General features: G+C 42.1%; 20 protein-coding genes. 16 read left to right on the top strand and 4 right to left on the bottom strand.

Annotated elements, in window-relative coordinates:
* The first annotated feature begins 96 nt into the window (after positions 1–96).
* Genes gcvT through gcvPB form a run of 3 tightly spaced genes read left to right on the top strand, consistent with a single transcriptional unit; the run spans position 97 to position 4,017 of the window.
* Positions 97–1,203, top strand: coding sequence for a glycine cleavage system aminomethyltransferase GcvT (gcvT, locus tag ABIE66_RS18070; protein ID WP_289325717.1), 1,107 nt, complete (start codon positions 97–99; stop codon positions 1,201–1,203).
* 17 nt (positions 1,204–1,220) lie between these two features.
* Positions 1,221–2,567, top strand: a complete 1,347-nt coding sequence (gene gcvPA, locus ABIE66_RS18065; protein WP_289325716.1) for an aminomethyl-transferring glycine dehydrogenase subunit GcvPA — start codon at positions 1,221–1,223, stop codon at positions 2,565–2,567.
* Positions 2,560–4,017 (top strand): aminomethyl-transferring glycine dehydrogenase subunit GcvPB, encoded by a 1,458-nt coding sequence (gene gcvPB / locus ABIE66_RS18060; RefSeq protein WP_289325715.1) that lies wholly within the window; start codon positions 2,560–2,562, stop codon positions 4,015–4,017. The genes gcvPA and gcvPB overlap by 8 nt, the downstream gene beginning before the upstream one ends.
* 173 nt (positions 4,018–4,190) lie before the next feature.
* On the opposite strand, the gene ABIE66_RS18055 is transcribed toward gcvPB, so the two are convergent.
* Complete coding sequence (locus ABIE66_RS18055) at positions 4,191–4,574, bottom strand: rhodanese-like domain-containing protein (RefSeq protein ID WP_289315689.1); 384 nt, start codon at positions 4,572–4,574, stop codon at positions 4,191–4,193.
* A 214-nt stretch (positions 4,575–4,788) separates the two neighbouring features.
* Here ABIE66_RS18055 and ABIE66_RS18050 point away from each other — a divergent pair, with 214 nt between their 5' ends.
* Together ABIE66_RS18050 and ABIE66_RS18045 are read left to right on the top strand one after the other, a co-directional pair.
* Positions 4,789–5,625, top strand: a complete 837-nt coding sequence (locus ABIE66_RS18050; protein ID WP_289325714.1) for a lipoate--protein ligase family protein — start codon at positions 4,789–4,791, stop codon at positions 5,623–5,625.
* Positions 5,626–6,015: 390 nt separating this feature from the next.
* A complete protein-coding gene (locus ABIE66_RS18045; protein WP_289325713.1) occupies positions 6,016–8,586 on the top strand; it encodes a vitamin B12-dependent ribonucleotide reductase in 2,571 nt (856 codons plus the stop codon).
* A 173-nt stretch (positions 8,587–8,759) separates the two neighbouring features.
* On the opposite strand, the gene ABIE66_RS18040 is transcribed toward ABIE66_RS18045, so the two are convergent.
* Complete coding sequence (locus ABIE66_RS18040; RefSeq protein ID WP_289315692.1) at positions 8,760–8,945, bottom strand: hypothetical protein; 186 nt, start codon at positions 8,943–8,945, stop codon at positions 8,760–8,762.
* Positions 8,946–9,088: 143 nt separating this feature from the next.
* Here ABIE66_RS18040 and splB point away from each other — a divergent pair, with 143 nt between their 5' ends.
* Positions 9,089–10,114, top strand: coding sequence for a spore photoproduct lyase (gene splB, locus ABIE66_RS18035; RefSeq protein ID WP_370015781.1), 1,026 nt, complete (start codon positions 9,089–9,091; stop codon positions 10,112–10,114).
* Positions 10,115–10,198: 84 nt separating this feature from the next.
* The gene (locus ABIE66_RS18030) at positions 10,199–11,080 is read left to right on the top strand and encodes a patatin-like phospholipase family protein (RefSeq protein WP_370015780.1); all 882 of its coding nucleotides are present in this window, start codon (positions 10,199–10,201) and stop codon (positions 11,078–11,080) included.
* A gap of 22 nt (positions 11,081–11,102) precedes the next feature.
* Here ABIE66_RS18030 and ABIE66_RS18025 read toward each other — a convergent pair whose 3' ends face one another.
* Both ABIE66_RS18025 and ABIE66_RS18020 read right to left on the bottom strand, forming a co-directional pair.
* Complete coding sequence (locus tag ABIE66_RS18025) at positions 11,103–11,477, bottom strand: SA1362 family protein (protein ID WP_061464010.1); 375 nt, start codon at positions 11,475–11,477, stop codon at positions 11,103–11,105.
* A gap of 137 nt (positions 11,478–11,614) precedes the next feature.
* Positions 11,615–12,568 carry a DUF1385 domain-containing protein gene (locus tag ABIE66_RS18020; protein ID WP_370015779.1) on the bottom strand — a complete coding sequence of 318 codons (954 nt, stop codon included), beginning with the start codon at positions 12,566–12,568 and terminating at the stop codon, positions 11,615–11,617.
* Between the two features lie 334 nt (positions 12,569–12,902).
* On the opposite strand from ABIE66_RS18020, the gene ABIE66_RS18015 reads away from it, so the two are divergent.
* From ABIE66_RS18015 to spoIIIAE, 9 genes are all read left to right on the top strand, one after another.
* Positions 12,903–13,412, top strand: coding sequence for a YqhR family membrane protein (locus ABIE66_RS18015; RefSeq protein ID WP_289325710.1), 510 nt, complete (start codon positions 12,903–12,905; stop codon positions 13,410–13,412).
* Between the two features lie 94 nt (positions 13,413–13,506).
* Positions 13,507–13,953 (top strand): type II 3-dehydroquinate dehydratase, encoded by a 447-nt coding sequence (gene aroQ / locus ABIE66_RS18010; protein ID WP_289315697.1) that lies wholly within the window; start codon positions 13,507–13,509, stop codon positions 13,951–13,953.
* Positions 13,954–15,015: a M24 family metallopeptidase gene (locus ABIE66_RS18005; RefSeq protein ID WP_289315698.1), complete on the top strand. Its 1,062-nt coding sequence runs from the start codon at positions 13,954–13,956 to the stop codon at positions 15,013–15,015. It abuts the gene before it with no gap.
* A gap of 26 nt (positions 15,016–15,041) precedes the next feature.
* Complete coding sequence (gene efp, locus ABIE66_RS18000) at positions 15,042–15,599, top strand: elongation factor P (protein WP_034308328.1); 558 nt, start codon at positions 15,042–15,044, stop codon at positions 15,597–15,599.
* A 733-nt stretch (positions 15,600–16,332) separates the two neighbouring features.
* Positions 16,333–17,265 carry a stage III sporulation protein AA gene (spoIIIAA, locus tag ABIE66_RS17995; protein WP_289325709.1) on the top strand — a complete coding sequence of 311 codons (933 nt, stop codon included), beginning with the start codon at positions 16,333–16,335 and terminating at the stop codon, positions 17,263–17,265.
* Positions 17,258–17,773 carry a stage III sporulation protein SpoIIIAB gene (spoIIIAB, locus tag ABIE66_RS17990; protein ID WP_289315700.1) on the top strand — a complete coding sequence of 172 codons (516 nt, stop codon included), beginning with the start codon at positions 17,258–17,260 and terminating at the stop codon, positions 17,771–17,773. Before spoIIIAA ends, spoIIIAB begins: the two co-directional genes overlap by 8 nt.
* A gap of 21 nt (positions 17,774–17,794) precedes the next feature.
* Positions 17,795–17,998: a stage III sporulation protein AC gene (gene spoIIIAC / locus ABIE66_RS17985; RefSeq protein ID WP_034308319.1), complete on the top strand. Its 204-nt coding sequence runs from the start codon at positions 17,795–17,797 to the stop codon at positions 17,996–17,998.
* A gap of 14 nt (positions 17,999–18,012) precedes the next feature.
* Positions 18,013–18,402: a stage III sporulation protein AD gene (spoIIIAD, locus tag ABIE66_RS17980; protein WP_289318337.1), complete on the top strand. Its 390-nt coding sequence runs from the start codon at positions 18,013–18,015 to the stop codon at positions 18,400–18,402.
* Between the two features lie 33 nt (positions 18,403–18,435).
* The gene (gene spoIIIAE, locus ABIE66_RS17975; RefSeq protein WP_289325708.1) at positions 18,436–19,644 is read left to right on the top strand and encodes a stage III sporulation protein AE; all 1,209 of its coding nucleotides are present in this window, start codon (positions 18,436–18,438) and stop codon (positions 19,642–19,644) included.
* Positions 19,645–19,653 lie beyond the last annotated feature (9 nt).

Genomic DNA, 19,653 nt, shown 5'->3' with positions numbered 1-19,653 from the left:
TTTTTTCACATCATGAATCAGGATATCTGATGCGTAATGACAAGAAGCTTTGATAATGAAGCCATTTAAATTAAAAAATCTGAGGGGGGTCATTTTTTGACCAATTTAAAAAGAACACCACTATTTGAAGTTTATCGTGAATGCGGCGGTAAAACGATCGATTTTGGCGGCTGGGAACTTCCTGTCCAATTTTCGGGTATAAAGGACGAACATGAAGCCGTACGTACAAAAGCGGGGTTATTCGATGTTTCCCATATGGGGGAAGTTGATGTTAAGGGTCCTGCGAGCCTTTCCTTTTTACAGAAGATGCTGACTAATGATATATCAAAGCTGCAACAGGGCGGTGCCCAATATACGGCTATGTGCTATGAAAACGGCGGGACGGTTGATGATCTCATCGTTTATAAGAGGGCTGAAGACGACTATCTGCTCGTGGTCAATGCAGCGAATACAGAAAAAGATTTCGATTGGCTGCAAGCTAATCTACCAGAAGATGTCCAAATCACGAATGTATCGAGTCACTATACACAGCTAGCACTTCAAGGGCCATCTGCAGAGAAGATATTACAAAAACTATCAGAAAATACTGCCTTAAGTGAAATTGGATTTTTCAAGTTCAAGGAAAATGTCATGATAAATGGTATCTCCACGATGGTATCCCGTACCGGATATACTGGTGAAGATGGTTTTGAGATATATAGCGATAGTGAAAACGGTCCTGCCCTTTGGAAGGCGATTCTGGATGCCGGCAAGGAAGAAGGGATTCAGCCGATTGGTTTAGGTGCTCGTGATACCCTGCGTTTTGAAGCGAAGCTGCCACTGTATGGGCAGGAACTTTCAGCGGACATCACCCCAATAGAAGCCGGGATCGGTTTTGCGGTAAAAGTGGATAAGGAAGCAGATTTTTTCGGGAAAGCCGTTCTTGCTGAACAAAAGGAGAAAGGGGCTCCCCGCAAGCTTATGGGAATTGAAATGATTGACCGTGGTATTCCACGTCATGGGTATAAGGTCTACAGCGGGGACAAAGTCATTGGCGAGGTCACGACTGGTACCCAATCACCAACGTTGAAGAAAAACGTAGGATTGGCACTTATCGATAAGGAATTTTCGGTGCTGGATGCGGAAGTCGAAGTGGAAATCCGATCCAAACGTTTGAAAGCCGTTATCATACAAACACCTTTTTATAAAAAACCACGTAAATAGAGGGGAATGGTCATTAGATGAAACATCGTTATTTACCCATGACAGAGCAAGATAAACAAGAAATGCTTGAAGTGATAGGTGTACCTACTGTTGAAGAACTTTTCAATGATATCCCTGAAAGTGTTCGTTTTCAAGGCGAATACGATATCAAGCCCGCTAAATCGGAACCTGCCTTAATGAAAGAATTATCAAGGCTTGCTTCCAAGAATGCGGATCTTAAAAACTATGCTTCCTTCCTTGGTGCGGGTGTCTATGACCATTATGCACCGGTCATCGTCGATCATGTTCTTTCCCGTTCTGAGTTTTATACGGCTTATACACCCTATCAGCCTGAAATTTCACAGGGCGAGCTTCAGGCCATCTTTGAATATCAAACGATGATTTGTGAATTGACGGGTATGGATGTGGCTAACTCCTCCATGTATGACGGCGGGACAGCGCTAGCTGAAGCAGCCATGCTTGCTTCAGGTCACACACGACGCAAGAAGATTCTCATTTCAGGGACGGTTCATCCTGAATCAAGAGAAGTCGTAAAGACCTATGCGAAAGGACAACGCGTGGAAGTGATCGAAATTCCTTATAAAGACGGTGTGACGGATATGGCGGCCTTAAGGGAGTTGGTGAATGATGATATTGCAGGAGTGATTGTGCAATATCCGAACTTTTTTGGCCGCATCGAGCCATTGAAAGAAATGGAAGAAATCATTCATGGCGTCAAGTCCATGTTTATCGTTTCCAGTAATCCGCTTGCACTGGGAGCCTTGACATCCCCTGGTGCCCTCGGTGCAGATATCGTAACGGGGGATGCTCAGCCATTCGGCATTCCAGCAGCATTCGGCGGACCTCATTGTGGATATTTTGCCGTTACGAATAAACTTGTACGGAAAGTTCCGGGCAGACTCGTCGGTCAAACAGTGGATGAAAATGGAAAAAGGGGTTTTGTGCTGACGCTTCAAGCTCGTGAGCAGCACATTCGCCGTGATAAGGCCACATCCAACATTTGTTCCAATCAAGCGTTGAACGCCTTGGCAGCTTCTGTTGCAATGACCGCTCTTGGGAAAAAGGGGGTCAAAGAAATGGCCGTGCAAAATATTCAAAAAGCGCATTATGCGAAAAAAGCTATTGAGGCAAAAGGGATAAAAGTAATGTTCGACGGTCCTTCGTTTAATGAATTTGTCATTAAACTGCCTGCTTCGTTTTCAGAAATCAATAAAAACCTATTTGAAAAAGGGATGATCGGCGGCTTTGATTTAGGAAAGGTATATCCTGAGCTGGAAGACCATATGCTGGTCGCGGTAACGGAACTTAGAACAAAAGAAGAAATTGATGCACTTGCGCAGGAATTGGGGGATCAACATGAATAATCAAGATCAATCACTCATTTTTGAAATCAGTACATCCGGTCGAATCGGGTATAGTCTGCCAGAAATGGATGTTGCAACTACTCCGCTCGAAGAAATTCTTCCTGCCGACTACATCCGTGAAGAAGAGGCTAAGCTTCCTGAGGTGTCCGAATTGGATATCATGCGTCACTATACAGCACTTTCCAAACGGAATCATGGAGTGGATTCGGGTTTTTATCCGCTGGGTTCATGCACGATGAAATATAATCCGAAAATAAATGAAAATGTGGCACGCTTTAACGGTTTCGCCCATATCCATCCATATCAAGATCCGAGTACTGTTCAGGGAGCCTTGGGACTATTATTTGATTTGCAGGAACATCTAACGGAAATCACTGGGATGGATCAAGTGACATTACAGCCTGCAGCAGGTGCACACGGTGAATGGACAGGGTTGATGATGATTCGCGCTTTTCACGAAGCTAATGGCGATACAGAACGGACGAAAGTGATCGTACCCGATTCTGCACACGGTACGAATCCAGCTTCTGCCACTGTGGCCGGACTTGAAACGATAACAGTGAAATCCGATGAAAACGGGTTAGTCGACCTTGAGGATTTAAAGCGTGTTGTGGGACCGGATACGGCGGCTTTGATGCTGACGAACCCCAATACGTTGGGATTGTTTGAAGAGAACATTTTGGAAATGGCACAACTTGTCCATGATGCCGGTGGGAAGCTTTATTATGATGGTGCCAATCTGAATGCAGTACTTTCAAAAGCACGCCCGGGTGACATGGGCTTTGATGTGGTTCACTTAAATCTCCATAAAACATTCACTGGCCCGCATGGCGGCGGCGGTCCGGGTTCTGGCCCTGTAGGGGTAAAGTCGGATTTGATTCCTTACTTGCCTAAACCGCTTGTGGTCAAACAAGATGAGCAATTCGTTCTTGATTATGATCGCCCGCAATCCATTGGCAGGGTAAAACCCTACTATGGGAATTTCGGGATAAACGTGAGGGCTTATACGTACATTCGTTCAATGGGTCCTGATGGCCTTAAAGCCGTCACCGAGAATGCGGTCCTCAATGCAAATTATATGATGCGTAGGTTGGAACCTTATTTTGACCTACCATATAATCGTCATTGTAAGCACGAATTCGTATTAAGCGGACGTCGGCAAAAGAAATTGGGAGTCAGGACTCTCGACATAGCCAAAAGATTGCTGGATTTCGGGTATCATCCTCCAACCATTTACTTCCCGTTGAACGTGGAAGAAGGAATGATGATAGAACCGACCGAAACGGAGTCCAAGGAAACTCTGGATGCATTCATCGATGCAATGATCCAGATTGCCAAGGAAGCGGAGGAAACTCCGGAAATCGTTCAGGAAGCTCCGCATACGACCGTTATAAAGCGGCTTGATGAAACTCTTGCTGCAAGAAAACCGGTTCTGCGTTTTCAAGCCTAGACTGAAAGCTTACATGAAAAAACCCCTGCCTGCCGGCGGGGGTTTTTTCATGTTTATGTATCTTGTAAAGAACTAATCAAAGTCAATGAGTTAACTTTCATTTTCATTTTCATTGAGCCCGCATTGAACATGTAGACGTTTTAATTAAAAAGAGCCCATGCGGAGATGGGGTCTTATTTCTTTGCTTTGATTTTCCCGGTCCACATTTTGAAACCGCCTTTTAGGTGAAAAAGTTCCTTGTAGCCCTTTTTGTATAGCATGGCTGCAGCTCTTCCGCTGATGATTTCGCTTTGAGCGTACAAGTATACAGGCTTGTCCGGCCTAATTTCGACCAAGCGAGTTTTCATTTGCGTCATAGGGATGTTTCTTGCGCCTAAGATATGACCATTATCAAAATCATTCGGTTCCCGAACATCGATCAGTTGCACTTTTCTGTAGTTAGCGATAAATTCGTCCTGTGTTAATGTTTTAACGATTTTACGCTGGCGGTACCAATTAAAAAGTGAATACGCAATAACCACTCCCAAGATGATGAGCAGTGTATATAATAATTCCAAACATTAAAACTCCCTTCTACCTTAACGAATACAGACAATACTTATTATATAATTGCTTTACTTAATAATCAAAAAGAATTTTCATCAAATTCTTTATCGACTTGATAGCACTTTCTTTTTTAGAGTGTTAAAGTCTGTTAAACTACTACATGTGAGTTTTTTGTGGGGTATAACGGAATTACTGAAAAACAGTCTATTGAAACGAGGGTTTAGGATGACTAAAGAAAAATGGGGTTTTATAGATTCTGGAAATTGTTCACCGGCTTTTAATATGGCGATGGACGAAGCGCTTTTAAATTGGCAAAGCAAAGGGGAAATTCCGCCAATCATACGCTTTTATGGTTGGGATCCAGCGACATTGTCGATTGGTTATTTTCAAAAGGCAGAAGCGGAAATCGATATGGAAGAGGTCAAAAGGCAAGGCCTCGGTTTTGTTCGCAGACCAACAGGAGGGCGAGCGGTGCTGCACGAGCATGAATTGACTTATAGCGTAATCGTTCCAGAATCCTATCCGGGAATGCCAACTACCGTTACTGAAGCATATCGTGTCATATCTGAAGGAATATTAATGGGGTTCAGGAATCTTGGATTGGATGCTTATTTTGCTGTGCCTCGAACCGAGCAGGAAAAAGCGGCTTTAAAAGCGCCCAAGTCTTCCGTCTGCTTTGATGCTCCAAGCTGGTATGAACTGGTCGTTGAGGGCAGGAAGGTCGCTGGCAGCGCACAAACCAGGCAAAAGGGCGTCATCCTTCAACACGGGGCCATTTTGCTTGAACTTGATGATGAAAAGCTCTTTAGCGTATTTAAATTTTCAAATGACAGGGTTAAAGAGAGAATGCAAAAAAACTTAAAAAACAAAGCTGTAGCCATGAATGACATTGCCGGAAGAAAGATTACCATCCCCGAAGCGAAAGTTGCTTTTGAAAAAGGTTTTGCCGAAGGACTATCGATCGATCTAGAACCATACGTCCTCACTGAACAACAATTGCTGGAAGTGAAGGCCATTGCAGAAAGCAAATATGAAAGCGATGAATGGAATTTCATGAGATAGAAGAAGCAGAATAATTAAAGTGGAAAATAAAAAAGTTTTTTCAGATTTGTTTACCAAATAAGCTATTCCTTGCAGGAATAAGTCCTAAAAGGGATGGGGAAAAAGCAAGGTCCAAATTAATTGAAATCTGATGAAAAATTATTGTAAATCGACATTTTCCTCCCTTTTGCTAACTATATTAATTGATTTATCGTTTGACAAAATTAAAAGTCATTCAAAACAAACACAATATATAGTAGTTGAAATATTTAATGCGACACTATATGTTGATTTTTGAGTTTCGCTATGATAAATTTAGGGTACTTGTTAAGCGAAACGGACATGTAAGGCTACATATAGATTTTTGCGGCGGCAAGAACGGATCTTGAAACATATAAAGGAGAGGGAATTATGTCGGTTGTAATAAAAGAAGCTTTAAAGGTTGATCTAGAAAGGTTGAATAAGGATATTTCTTTATTTCCCCAGGTTCACCCTGTAACGGCTGATATGAAAATGGCGCATAAGGGAGTGTCCCGTCTAGTCATGCTTGACCGCTATTCTTTTAAGGATACTGAAAAAATCACACTCTCGGCAGGCGATTTCGTAGTGTTGACGATCAAGGAAGATCCGAAATTCCCAGCACGGGGTCTCGGTCACATCGTTGAAATAGATTGGGAAACCAAAAAAGCCAAGGTATTGGTGGATGAAGAATTCCGCGGCGTATTGGATAATCCGGAAGAAGTGGAGACGGGGATTGTAAACCGTCCGCTGGATATTATCGAAAAACCGCTTGAAATATACTATGAACAAATTGCGAAACGTAATGCAACAGGCTTGGCTTCAGTGGAAACCACTGAAGAAAAAAGAACGGAATGGTTCAATAAATTCTATGAAGAATTAAAGAACCTTAATTTTGTCCCGGCAGGTCGAGTATTATATGGTGCGGGTTCCAATACGGATGTTACTTATTTCAACTGCTATGTGATGCCATTCGTACCTGATTCACGTGAGGGAATTTCAGAACATAGGAAACAAGTGATGGAAATCATGAGCCGCGGCGGCGGAGTGGGTACGAACGGATCGACATTGCGTCCAAGGAACACTCTGGCAAAAGGGGTAAATGGAAAATCCTCGGGTTCAGTGTCATGGCTTGATGATATTGCGAAATTGACGCATCTTGTTGAACAGGGCGGTAGCAGACGCGGTGCGCAAATGATCATGCTCGCTGATTGGCATCCTGATATTGCAGAGTTCATCATCTCTAAAATGCAAAATCCAAGGATCCTTCGTTATCTAGTGGAAAACACTAAAGATGAGGCCATCAAGAAATATGCGACGGATAAATTGAAATTCACGCCGCACACCGAACAGGAAACGGCTATGTATCAAGGAATCATCAATTATAAAGAGATTCCTGGTCTAGGTGGATTTAGCGAGAAAATCATTAGGGATGCAGAGGAAAAGATCCGTACAGGCGGAACGTACAGTGTCCATAATTCCGATTTTCTAACTGGCGCCAACATTTCGATTTGCTTAACTAAGGAATTTATGGAAGCGGCAGAAAAAGATGAGGAATACGAATTGCGTTTTCCTGATGTTGAAAGCTATAATGCCGAAGAAATGGCTATTTATAATGCCGAATGGCATAATGTCGGTGATGTTCGCGAATGGGAGAGAATGGGTCACAAAGTTCGTGTTTACCGTAAAATCCGGGCTAAAGAGCTTTGGAACTTAATAAACATTTGTGCAACATATTCTGCTGAACCAGGTATTTTCTTTATCGATAATGCTAATGAAATGACGAACGCCAAAGCATACGGTCAACAGGTCGTAGCTACGAACCCATGTGGCGAACAGCCATTGGCCCCATATTCAGTATGTAACCTTGCTGCTGTCAATTTGGCTGAAATGGCCGATAAAGATAACAAAACCGTTAATTTCGAGAAACTTAGGCAGACCGTCGAAGTCGGTGTGCGTATGCAGGACAATGTCATTGACGCAACTCCTTATTTCTTGGATGAAAACAAAAAACAGGCACTGGGCGAGCGACGGGTTGGACTTGGTGTAATGGGTCTGCATGACCTGTTGATCTACTGTGAAACGGAATACGGATCTGAAGAAGGAAACATCCTGGTCGACAAGGTGTTTGAAACGATTGCGACTACGGCTTACAGGGCATCCGTGGAACTTGCTAAAGAAAAAGGCAGTTTCCCATTCCTGATCGGATCAAATGATAAAGAAACCGATGAGCTTAGAACGCGTTTCACACAAACCGGATTTATGGAAAAAATGCCGGAAGACATCAGGGAAAGTGTTGCTGCACATGGAATCCGTAACTCTCATTTATTGACAGTGGCTCCTACAGGAAGCACAGGAACGATGGTTGGGGTATCTACAGGTCTTGAACCATACTTCTCCTTCACGTATTTCCGCAGTGGCCGACTTGGCAAATTCATTGAAGTTAAGGCTGATATTGTTCAGGAATACTTGGACCGTCATCCAGAAGCTGATCCAGAGGAGCTTCCAAAATGGTTCATCTCCGCTATGGAATTGGCACCTGAAGCCCATGCGGATGTTCAATGCATCATTCAACGCTGGATTGACAGTTCGATCAGTAAAACGGTCAATGCTCCAAAAGGATATACTGTCGAACAGGTTGAAAAAGTATATGAACGTCTATACAAAGGCGGAGCAAAAGGCGGTACCGTTTATGTGGACGGCAGCCGTGACAGTCAGGTTCTCACGCTCAAAGCGGAAGAAAACCAAATGGACGAACAGCTAGAGATGGACGAATTGACAGATGTGGAAGTAAAGAAAAAAGTCGTATTGGTCGATACGATAAATGAACTCCGTTCGACGAATGTTACGATTGGGTCGGAAGTGGGCAACACTTGTCCGGTCTGCCGTAAAGGCGAAGTCCAGGAAATGGGCGGATGTAATACTTGCACGAATTGTGGAGCACAATTAAAATGTGGGCTATAAGCTAAGCTGATAGAAGAAGTCGTTAAGTGTGCTGAAAAGCTGATCTTAACGGCTTTTTTATATAAACATATTGGATTGAGCTTGTAGGTTTTTAACTTCTGTTCAATTTACATTCCATTGAACTTAAATAAAGAGAAGCCGAATCGTTGGATTCGGCTTCTCTTTGCGTTCATTCATCCATTTTCATTTTGCTGGCCTATTTCCTTTTCGGCTAGATATTGGTTTCCATCCTTTAATACCGAAAATTCATCGACCGAGTCTCCAGGTATATTCCTGGGATTTGGATATTTATTATCTGTTTGGACGGTTATCGATTGTTTCCCCATTCCATTTGTCAAGAAGTCTCGTTTATTAGCCATACCATATCGCATCTCCTTCATTTTGGATTTTCCAATTAAAAACAATCATGAGGATAACAGAATAAAGAAAAACTATCCTTATTAATTAGATTGTGTAGTTCGATTGAAAGTATGAACAAATACAGAAAAGAACGGAGAACGAAATGAAACCATTTATGCCACAGTTAGTATATATCGAGCCCAGGGCACTGGAATACCCGCTTGGGCGGGAATTGAAAAAAAAATTTGAGGATTTGAACATTGAAATCCGTGAGACTACCTCACATAACCAAATTAGGGATCTACCTGGAGAAAATGATTTACAAAAATATCGTGTCGCCAAGTCCACGCTTGTGGTAGGGATCAGAAAGACATTGAAATTCGATTCTTCAAAGCCATCTGCTGAATATGCCATCCCTCTTGCAACCGGGTGTATGGGGCATTGTCATTATTGTTATTTACAGACGACACTCGGAACAAAGCCATATATTAGGACATACGTGAATCTCGAGGAGATTTTCGAGGCTGCCGAAAATTATATCAATGAGCGAAAGCCTGAAATTACACGTTTTGAGGCGGCCTGTACATCAGATATCGTCGGAATTGATCATTTGACACATTCGTTAAAAAGGGCTATAGAATATTTTGGGAAAAGTGAATATGGGGTCCTAAGGTTCGTAACTAAATTTCATCATGTCGACCACCTGTTGGATGCTGAGCATAATGGAAAAACTAGATTTAGGTTCAGTATAAATTCACGTTACGTGATAAAGAATTTCGAGCCCGGCACTTCGAGCTTTGAAGAAAGAATGGAAGCGGCTCGAAAAGTGGCAGGTGCCGGATATCCCTTGGGTTTTATCGTAGCTCCAATATATCGTCATGAAGCATGGGAAGAGGGCTACCGTGAATTATTCGAACGGTTAAGTGAGGCGTTAAAAGGCGTGGATATCCCAGACTTGACTTTCGAATTAATCCAGCATCGGTTTACTGGCCCTGCCAAAAAAGTGATTCAAAAAAACTACCCGAAAACGAAATTGGAACTGGACGAAACGAAGCGTAAATATAAATGGGGCCGATACGGTATTGGTAAATATGTTTACCAAACCGAAGAAGCCGCAGAACTGGAAACGGCAATTCGTGGGTATATAGCGGAATTTTTCCCTAAAGCGGAAATTCAGTATTTTACCTGAAGAAGGCCATCTTTCATATAAAACTGTCATAAATCGCTCTAATCCTGCTTAAAAATGTAAAGACCGGATTAGGGGAGGGCAGCTATGATTATTGACGGCGTTTTTTCCGGAGGCGGAATTAAAGGATATGGTTTAGTTGGAGCCCTGCAGGAATTAGAGGAACGAGGATTTGTATTCCATAGGACAGCGGGTACAAGTGCTGGTTCCATAATTGCAGCTTTCGTAGCCGCTGGATACACAGGTAAAGAAATGGAAGAGCTTTTTCTTGATATAGATTTAAGCGGCATGCTGGATAAAAGGCGTGGTCTATTGCCTATCCCGCTTGCTAAGTGGCTCCTTATTTACTGGAAACTGGGCCTTTATAAAGGCGACGCTTTGGAATCCTGGGTTGCCGGTAAACTTGCCGAAAGGAATGTAGTTACCTTTAAGGATGTTCGACCGGAGTCTCTCCGTATCATAACCTCTGACATTACAAATGGGAAATTGGTGGTACTGCCTGATGAGTTACCGAATTATGGAATTGATCCGCTCACATTTCCAGTGGCTAAGGCAGTGAGAATGAGTTGTAGCATTCCCTATTTTTTTGAGCCAGTAAAACTTGATGTCGGAAAAAGCACGTTCCTTTTTGTTGATGGAGGTGTGATAAGCAATTTTCCAATGTGGTTATTCAATTCAGATCATGTAAGGAAGGAACGACCGGTCATAGGCTTGCGACTAAGTGTCGATGAGATATGGAAACCGCATAAGGTGGATAATGCGGTAGAATTGTTCTCCGCACTATTCAAAACGATGAAAGATGCCCATGATGCACGTTATATTTCCAAGAAACACGTCCAGAATATTGTATTTATCCCGATGAAGGGAATTTCTGCAATGGATTTCAATCTGAATGATGAAAAAAAGGGTGAATTGATGGATCAGGGCAGACAGTGTACTAAAGAATTCCTTAAGAATTGGACATATTAATAATCATAAAAAAATCGGGCTCTTAAAAAGAAGCCCGATTTTTCTTTTTATTCTTTTTCCCCTCGATGACGGTTAAGTGACTATCCGTTTTCTTTCTCACTTTTATTTTTTTTGATGATTTTGCTGCAGAGAAGCTAGCCACATTATCCTTTTTCGAAGTTCGGTTTTTTAGCCTTTTTTTCGATTGGCGGGCAGCCTTTCGGAATGCTTGCTGCTCTTTTTTAACTGGTTTTCCCTTTGTTAATCCGGTATAAATCATATAAATAATCCCTGCGACAATGGCTATTATGAGAATGTTTCTAAAAAAGCCAATCGGGTCATTAAATAGTCGGCTCATTAGTCCGAGGACTCCGAGGGCGATGATTCCGTATATCATGAAAGATATGAAACGTTTCAACAAAGACACCTCCTTAAGAGCATCATAAGCATTTTTTGCTTATTTTAAACATTCTTCATGTAAAATCTTTGAAATAAATGAAGATCATTCCTTAAGTTAGTATATGATTTTCCATAATCAAAATGTGTATAGATGTTTTACACAATAACATCCGATTCTAAATCTTTTTCAGTTCTCTTTTCCATTTTTAACAGTTCGTGGAAGGACGCCAATGCGACTTCGACTTGATCGTCGGTAGGGGCTTTGGTTGTCAATAACTGAAGCCAAAGGCCAGGGTAGCCAAGGTAACGCAGGATGGGAATATCTCTTACTTTGTTGGTCAACTGCAATACCTCGAAGGCTATGCCTAGCACTACGGGGATAAGTAAAACGCGATCCACGACACGGAGCCATAATGGATCGGTCGGAACGAGCATATAGACAAACATACCTACAATGACTGTAAATAAAATAAAGCTACTGCCACAGCGATAATGAAGGCGTGAACTTGCCTGCACATTTTCAACGGTCAATTCTTTTCCGCTTTCAAAGCAATTAATCACCTTATGCTCTGCTCCGTGATACTGAAAGACCCGTTTGATCAATGGGGTCATGGATACTACATAAATGTATACCAGCAATAATATCAACTTGAACAAGCTTTCCATTAAAACCTGGGCAATATGGCCACTAAAGATGGGTCTTGTCAATTCGGCAAGAAAGACTGGAATCAAAGTGAAAAGCAGCTTTCCAAATAGGAAGGAAAGAACACCGATTACGGCAACTCCAAGCCATACACTTAATTTAGAAGATTCTTTCGTTTCTTTTTTCTTTTCGTCCTGCTTTTCCCCGTCCTCTTCTTCAAACTGTTCAGTGGAAAAGTTCAGATGTTTCGAGCCGGTGGCACTTGACTGAATCAGTGATACGATACCCCTTAGAAACGGCACTCTTTTTAATTGGTTGACAACAGGTTTTGATTCTCGCGGCAGGTGATAATATACAATCGTTGAATCTTTGCGGCGTACCGCAGTTACTGTGTGATGTTTGCCCCCGAACATGACGCCTTCCACAACAGCCTGCCCTCCATAAACGGGTTTTTGGACCTCAGACATTTCTACACCAACCTAATAGTTATTCACGTAGCTCTCTCATGGGTGCTAACATGTTTATTATCAAGCATCACAAGGGTTTAAAGGCGGTCCTCCAAAATTGAATGGCGGCTTTATCCCTGCGATTACTTTATGAATGTTGACTCACAGGAAGTTAGTATCCTGTGTACATTATAAACTTCAACAGAGGATAGGTATTTTCCTCTGAAAAAAGTACAATATTTATGATTTAATCATACAGAATAAATCCCAAAACCTCTAGTGATTCTCCTCCTTAAGAATAAAAAAAAATAGTTCTATTTAACAAAGGGCATACTACGTAGCGGAGGTGTTTGATATGTCTTCTAATGAAAATGGACAAATTCAACAGGAAAATCAAAGCTTGATCTACAATGTACTAGCTATCGGTTTTGTTGGCGGGGCTGCAGCCAGTTTTGCCGGAATCATCGCCCATTATGTTAATTTTATGGGGTTTAGCCCCAAATTCATACTTACTTCGTGGTCGAATATGACTTGGATCGATCACTGGCTTGGTACGGTAATGACCATACTTTTGTTCGGAATTCTATCCGTGGGGATCGCTTTTATATACTATGGTCTTTTTAAAAGGATGAAGAGTATTTTTTCGGGTATTTTTTTGGGAGTGGTTTGCTGGGCGTTGCTCGTATTTGTCCTGAAACCGATGTTCGCCGATTTGCCAACCATTTCGAAAATGTCGGCAAATACGATTATAACCAGTGTCTGCATTTTTATTTTATACGGTCTTTTTGTAGGGTATTCTATATCATACGATCATCAGGAATATATACGTCAACAAAAAAACGCTGAGAAACGAAAGGAAAGCTGATCGCTTCTTGGTTGTAAAAAAGTAGTAAGACAATTTGTAATTATGATAGAATGTTCATGGAAAGCATTCTTTTAATTATGAGCAGGTGTTGATGATGACAAAAATCTTACTAATCAATGGTCCGAATTTAAATCGCTTGGGGAAGCGGGAACCTGCACATTATGGATCCTCGACGCTTGCGGATGTGGAAGCTCTATTGCTGCAGCAAGCTCAAGGCTTGAATGTGGAATTTACCTCTTTTCAATCTAACCATGAAGGGGCGATTATCGACAAGCTCCATTGGTCAGAAGATCATGGGATCGACGGGATTATCATTAATCCTGGAGCTTTTACTCATTATAGCTATGCGATTCGTGATGCAATTGCCGGAATTGATGTTCCAGTTGTGGAAGTGCATATTTCGAACATACATGCCCGTGAAAGCTTTCGGCATGAATCAGTGACCGCGCCGGTATCGGCGGGACAGATTGTCGGCTTGGGGATACACGGTTATGAATTGGCGTTGCAGGCGATCACAAAGATTGCAAAGGGGAGAAATTAAATGAATAAACTAATGCGCTTAAGAGCCTCAATGGAAAAGGTAGGCATTGATGGTTTTTTGATCACCAGTACATATAACCGCCGGTACATGACCAATTTTACGGGAAGTGCAGGCGTCGTCCTGATTTCCCAAAAAGAAGCTAAATTCATCACTGATTTCAGATACGTGGAACAAGCGGGCAAGCAGGCTGCAGACTATGAAATCGTCCAACATAAGGGAACCATCATCGAAGAAGTCGGTAAGCAGGCAAAAGAAATGAATATCGGCACACTGGGCTTTGAGCAAGAGCATATGACTTTTGCGACATATAAGGCATACGAAGCGGGCATTGAAGCACAACTTTTGCCGGTGTCTGGAGTTATTGAGAATTTACGCTTGATAAAGACTTCATCAGAGATTAAGATATTAAAGGAAGCGGCTGCTATTGCTGATGCTGCCTTTACACATATTCTGGATTACATGCGTCCAGGGATTTCAGAACTGGATGTATCCAATGAACTTGAATTCTTCATGAGGAAACAGGGGGCAACTTCCTCATCCTTTGATATTATCGTAGCATCTGGTGTAAGATCTGCTCTTCCACATGGAGTGGCTACGGATAAAATCATTGAAAAAGGCGATTTTGTCACATTGGATTACGGAGCATACTATAACGGATATGTGTCTGACATAACTCGGACATTGGCAGTTGGCAAGCCAAGTGAAGAACTTATTAACATTTATGACATTGTTTTAGAAGCGCAACTGCGCGGAATGGCTGGGATTAAACCTGGGATGACGGGCAGGGAAGCGGATGCACTAACTCGTAATTTAATTGAAGAAAAGGGATTCGGGCAGTATTTTGGACATTCGACTGGACATGGAATCGGTCTGGAAGTTCATGAAGGTCCGGCATTATCCTTAAGGTCTGATATCATTTTAGAACCAGGTATGGCCGTAACCGTCGAGCCGGGGATTTACTTACCGGGGGTAGGCGGAGTGCGGATTGAAGATGATACAATCGTTACAAATGAAGGTAACGAAGCACTTACTCATTCAACGAAAGAGTTAATCATTCTGTAAACATGTACATGTAGGAGGACAATTTTATGATTTCTGTAAACGATTTTCGCACGGGTGTTACGATTGAAGTAGATAATGGAATTTGGCAGGTTATCGAGTTCCAACATGTTAAACCTGGTAAAGGTGCAGCTTTTGTACGTTCTAAACTTCGTAATCTTCGTACAGGTTCGATCCAGGAGAAAACATTCCGTGCTGGTGAAAAAGTTGCTAAAGCACATATCGAAAACCGCAAAATGCAGTACCTTTATGCAAGCGGAGATAGCCATGTATTCATGGATAACGAAACGTATGACCAAATCGAGCTACCAGCTTCAAGCATTGAACGTGAACTGAAATTCCTTAAGGAAAATATGGAAGTACATATCATGACTTTCCAAGCCGAAACACTTGGGGTCGAGCTTCCAAACACAGTAGAACTTGAAGTTGCGGAGACTGAGCCAGGAATAAAAGGCGATACATCTTCAGGCGGAACGAAATCAGCGGTACTTGAGACGGGCCTTTCGGTTCAAGTTCCATTCTTCATCAACCAAGGTGACAAATTATTGATCAATACAAATGAAGGTTCTTACGTATCACGCGCATAAATGAAAGAAGGCCGAGATGAATTTCTCGGTTTCGTTTGTAGACAAAAAGGTTTCGGAATGGTCTCATTCCGAAACCTTTTTGATTTTTTATTGGATATAGATGATTTGTACTCACGATAGCCCTCTTTATTTGTTGTTGTTTACTTTAAATCCCCATTTTACGAACCAAATGTTTAGCTGGCACCAATTGGTCTAAAGTAGTAATCATTTCAAGCTGACCTCGCTGAATAGAATCATGATCATGTTTAAAAAGCATCCTCATCACCTTAAGTTTTCATCCTTCTATTTTAAAAAGACTGTAGGCAACTCGCTTTTTTCAAATTTGTCTACAGTCTGGAGGGTCCGTTTGGTCTAATCCCAAACCATGATTTTATAAGAAGACTTGGTTATCCTTCATGTTTTACCTTTTTTATGGAGTGGACCCCTCACTGGATAGAAGAAATCTGCGACATTCCTGCCGAATAACTGGCTGGCCGAGACCCCACAGGCGCTTGCGCCGAGGAGGCTTGGCAGACAGGCGGAAAGGGAGCGGATTTCTGAAATCAACTGCAACTTTTTTTAATAAAAAGACTGTAGACCGAGATTAATTTCTCGGTCTTTTTTTTGGTCTTTTTTAGATCCAGGAAGTAATAAAAAAATCAATAAATGGCCGGTTTCTTTAATAGCCTGTCATCATTGTGGGGTGGTCGGCATATATTTTATTGAAAGTGGTGTATACAGGAGGATTGTCAAAATGGAAACGATTCTTTCTTTTTTACCGAAAAAATTATACGAGCAACTCCGGGGTATGACACCGATGATGATCGAAAAGATGGAAGAGCTGCGGATTCGGGTTGGAAGGCCGCTTGAAGTCATTGTAGGTGGGGAACCTTTCTTCTTTTCCTATGAAGTGACCCATTCGGATGCAGATCAATTATTGAATCAGATAGGTCAATTTTCGTTATATACACTTGAGGAAGAATTAAAACGAGGATATATAACTATAGCGGGTGGACATCGGGTGGGTCTTGCTGGCAAGGTTATCCTGGAAAATGGGGCGGTCAAAGCGATCAGGGACATTTCCTCATTCAATATTCGGATTGCACGTGAAAAAATAGGTGCTGCTGAACCGCTCACTTCTTATTTATATAATGGGGAATGGCAACATACGATGTTGATTGGTGCTCCGCAAACAGGAAAAACGACGGTATTACGTGATATCGCAAGAATGATATCCAGTGGAGATGAAAAACGGGGCATTCCCCCTCAAAAGGTGGGAATAGTGGACGAGCGCTCAGAAATTGCCGGGTGTGTTCATGGAGTGCCGCAGCTCGAATTTGGAACAAGGGTGGATGTGCTCGATGGATGTCCCAAAGCGGAAGGGATGATGATGATGATCCGTTCGATGTCCCCTGATGTATTGATCGTGGATGAAATAGGCCGCGCGGAGGATACACAGGCTGTGCTGGAAGCTGTGAATGCAGGTATTAAACTCATGATAACTACTCATGGCCATACACTGGCTGAAGTTAAGAAGCGGCCTTTCATCACAGAAATATTACAGCAAAACATCTTTGAACGTTTTATAGAATTACAGAGAAGTAAATCCGGAAAGAGGGGCTACAAAGTCCTTGATGCAGCGGGGGTTCCCATTTTCTTGGGAGAAAGTGTGAACCCGCATGTTTAAGTTAATTGGAGCAGCGATCATTATCATTGCAACGACATGGGCAGGTTTCGAAGCTGCGAAAAAATTAAGTATGAGGCCCCGCCAACTGAGGCAGCTAAAAGTCGCCATGCAATCACTTGAAGCAGAAATCATGTATGGTCACACACCTTTGAAAGAAGCCGCAAGGAAACTTTCTAAGCAGATGCCCAAACCTTTATCCATCTTTTTCGATACCTTTGCAAATCGACTCGAATCAGGTGAGACCACCGTCAAAGAAGCATGGGATGATAGTTTGAAGAAAATATGGCAATCCCTTGCTTTAAAACAGGGAGAATTCGAGATTCTTTCACAGTTTGGGGAGACGCTTGGAAAAAGCGATAAATATCATCAGCAAAAGCAAATCATGCTGACGATGGCACACTTGGAACGGGAAGAGAGCGATGCACTCGACCGACAGGGAAAATATGAAAAAATGATGAAAAGTCTTGGTTTTTTATCAGGTCTATTATTGATCATCTTGCTGATGTAGGAATATGTGGGGGGAATGAAAATGGGCATTGATGTGGACATCATATTTAAAATAGCTGGTGTAGGGCTTGTTGTGGCATTTCTTCACACGATACTCGATCAGGTTGGGAAGAAGGAATATGCCCAGTGGGTCACACTTTTCGGATTTATCTATATTTTATTCATGGTAGCTTCTGTAGTAGAGGATTTATTTCAAAAAATTAAATCTGTATTCCTATTTCAGTAAGGGAGGGATTCACGATTGAAATCATAAAAATCGTGGGCATTGCCCTAGTTGCCACCTTTTTGGCCCTAGTCGTCAAAGAGCAAAAACCAAATTTCGCATTCCTGCTTGTCGTTTTTGTAGGCTGCTCCATATTTCTTTTTCTAGCGGATAAGATATACGAAATCATTTTGATGTTAGAAAAAATTGCTGTGAATGCGAATGTAAATACCGTGTATCTGGAGACCATCCTAAAAATAATCGGAATTGCCTATATTGCCGAATTCGCTTCTCAAATTACAAAAGATGCAGGGCAAGGGTCGCTCGCTTCCAAAATAGAATTGAGCGGAAAAATCTTGATTCTTGCCATGGCGATTCCGATTTTGACGGTCATCATCGAAACGATTTTACAGATGCTCCCAAGTTAACGGATTACTTCTACTAGTCAATGAGGTGAATGTATGAAGCAGCGGATGCCTTACTTATCCATTCTATTCGTTTTACTCTTTTTTTTGCATACATCTATTGGACAAGCTGCCGAAGATCCTGAAAGTGGTGAAATCGATCAAGAGCCGATCATGCAGTCGGAACTGGTACAAGCCCAAATAGAAAGGCTCGGTGTCGATGAACTCAAACAATATTGGGATGACATTGTAACGGAATATGGAGGATTCTTACCGGAAAGCCAGAAAGGGAGCTTCATGGATTTTGTAAGCGGTGATAAGAAATTCTCCTTTGAGCAATGGATAAAGGGGATTACAAAATTCATTTTTCATGAACTGCTCGTGAATGGAAAGCTGCTGGGATCACTCATTTTATTAACAGTTTTCAGCATGTTCCTGCAGTCTTTGCAGAATGCGTTTGAACAAAGCTCCGTAAGTAAAGTCGCTTATGCAATCGTTTATATGGTGCTGATCATTTTGGCACTTAACAGTTTTCATGTGGCGATTGAATATACAAAAGATACGATAGATTTGATGATTTCCTTTTTAATGGCGCTCATCCCTTTACTCTTGGCCTTAATAGCCGCTTCAGGCGGACTTGTATCAGCAGCTTTCTTTCACCCGGTATTAATGTTTTTGATGAATACAAGCGGTATCTTGATCCAGTTTGTCGTCCTTCCGTTATTATTCTTTGCAGCGATTTTAAGCATCGTCAGCACGCTGACCGAACATTATAAAGTGACACAGCTGGCACAGCTTCTCCGTAATTTTGCCATCGGGATCCTTGGAGCATTCATGACCATATTCCTTGGCGTCATATCCGTTCAGGGAGCATCCTCCGCTGTAGCTGACGGAGTGACGATCAGAACGGCCAAATTCGTGACAGGTAACTTTATACCGGTAATAGGGCGCATGTTTACAGATGCAACGGATACGGTCATCAGTGCCTCCGTTCTTCTGAAAAATACAGTTGGCTTGTCAGGCGTCATTATTCTCTTGCTCATAACCACATTTCCCGCCATAAAAATCTTGATGATTTCTTTTGTCTATAAATTGGCAGCGAGTCTTTTGCAGCCGCTGGGCGGGGGGCCTGTAATAAAGTGCCTTGACATTATAAGTAAAAGCATGATTTATATTTTCGCAGCATTGGCCATTGTCTCACTCATGTTTTTTTTAAGTATCACAGTAATTATCGCCTCTGGAAATATTACATTGATGGTTCGTTAGAAAGGAGGA

The sequence above is a fragment of the Peribacillus sp. B2I2 genome (genome assembly GCF_041261685.1).
Lineage (GTDB): Bacteria > Bacillota > Bacilli > Bacillales > DSM-1321 > Peribacillus.
This window is presented reverse-complemented; position numbering and strand designations above follow the sequence as displayed.

Excerpts from the sequence above, each read along its gene's own strand:
- ABIE66_RS18045 (WP_289325713.1), top strand. The coding sequence starts at position 6,016 with ATGTCGGTTGTAATAAAAGAAGCTTTAAAGGTTGATCTAGAAAGGTTG.
- ABIE66_RS18030 (WP_370015780.1), top strand. The coding sequence starts at position 10,199 with ATGATTATTGACGGCGTTTTTTCCGGAGGCGGAATTAAAGGATATGGT.
- efp (WP_034308328.1), top strand. The coding sequence starts at position 15,042 with ATGATTTCTGTAAACGATTTTCGCACGGGTGTTACGATTGAAGTAGAT.
- aroQ (WP_289315697.1), top strand. The coding sequence starts at position 13,507 with ATGACAAAAATCTTACTAATCAATGGTCCGAATTTAAATCGCTTGGGG.
- spoIIIAB (WP_289315700.1), top strand. The coding sequence starts at position 17,258 with ATGTTTAAGTTAATTGGAGCAGCGATCATTATCATTGCAACGACATGG.
- gcvPB (WP_289325715.1), top strand. The coding sequence starts at position 2,560 with ATGAATAATCAAGATCAATCACTCATTTTTGAAATCAGTACATCCGGT.
- spoIIIAC (WP_034308319.1), top strand. The coding sequence starts at position 17,795 with ATGGGCATTGATGTGGACATCATATTTAAAATAGCTGGTGTAGGGCTT.
- spoIIIAA (WP_289325709.1), top strand. The coding sequence starts at position 16,333 with ATGGAAACGATTCTTTCTTTTTTACCGAAAAAATTATACGAGCAACTC.
- ABIE66_RS18020 (WP_370015779.1), bottom strand. The coding sequence starts at position 12,568 with ATGTCTGAGGTCCAAAAACCCGTTTATGGAGGGCAGGCTGTTGTGGAA.
- ABIE66_RS18050 (WP_289325714.1), top strand. The coding sequence starts at position 4,789 with ATGACTAAAGAAAAATGGGGTTTTATAGATTCTGGAAATTGTTCACCG.
- ABIE66_RS18040 (WP_289315692.1), bottom strand. The coding sequence starts at position 8,945 with ATGGCTAATAAACGAGACTTCTTGACAAATGGAATGGGGAAACAATCG.
- ABIE66_RS18005 (WP_289315698.1), top strand. The coding sequence starts at position 13,954 with ATGAATAAACTAATGCGCTTAAGAGCCTCAATGGAAAAGGTAGGCATT.
- splB (WP_370015781.1), top strand. The coding sequence starts at position 9,089 with ATGAAACCATTTATGCCACAGTTAGTATATATCGAGCCCAGGGCACTG.
- ABIE66_RS18015 (WP_289325710.1), top strand. The coding sequence starts at position 12,903 with ATGTCTTCTAATGAAAATGGACAAATTCAACAGGAAAATCAAAGCTTG.
- spoIIIAE (WP_289325708.1), top strand. The coding sequence starts at position 18,436 with ATGAAGCAGCGGATGCCTTACTTATCCATTCTATTCGTTTTACTCTTT.
- gcvPA (WP_289325716.1), top strand. The coding sequence starts at position 1,221 with ATGAAACATCGTTATTTACCCATGACAGAGCAAGATAAACAAGAAATG.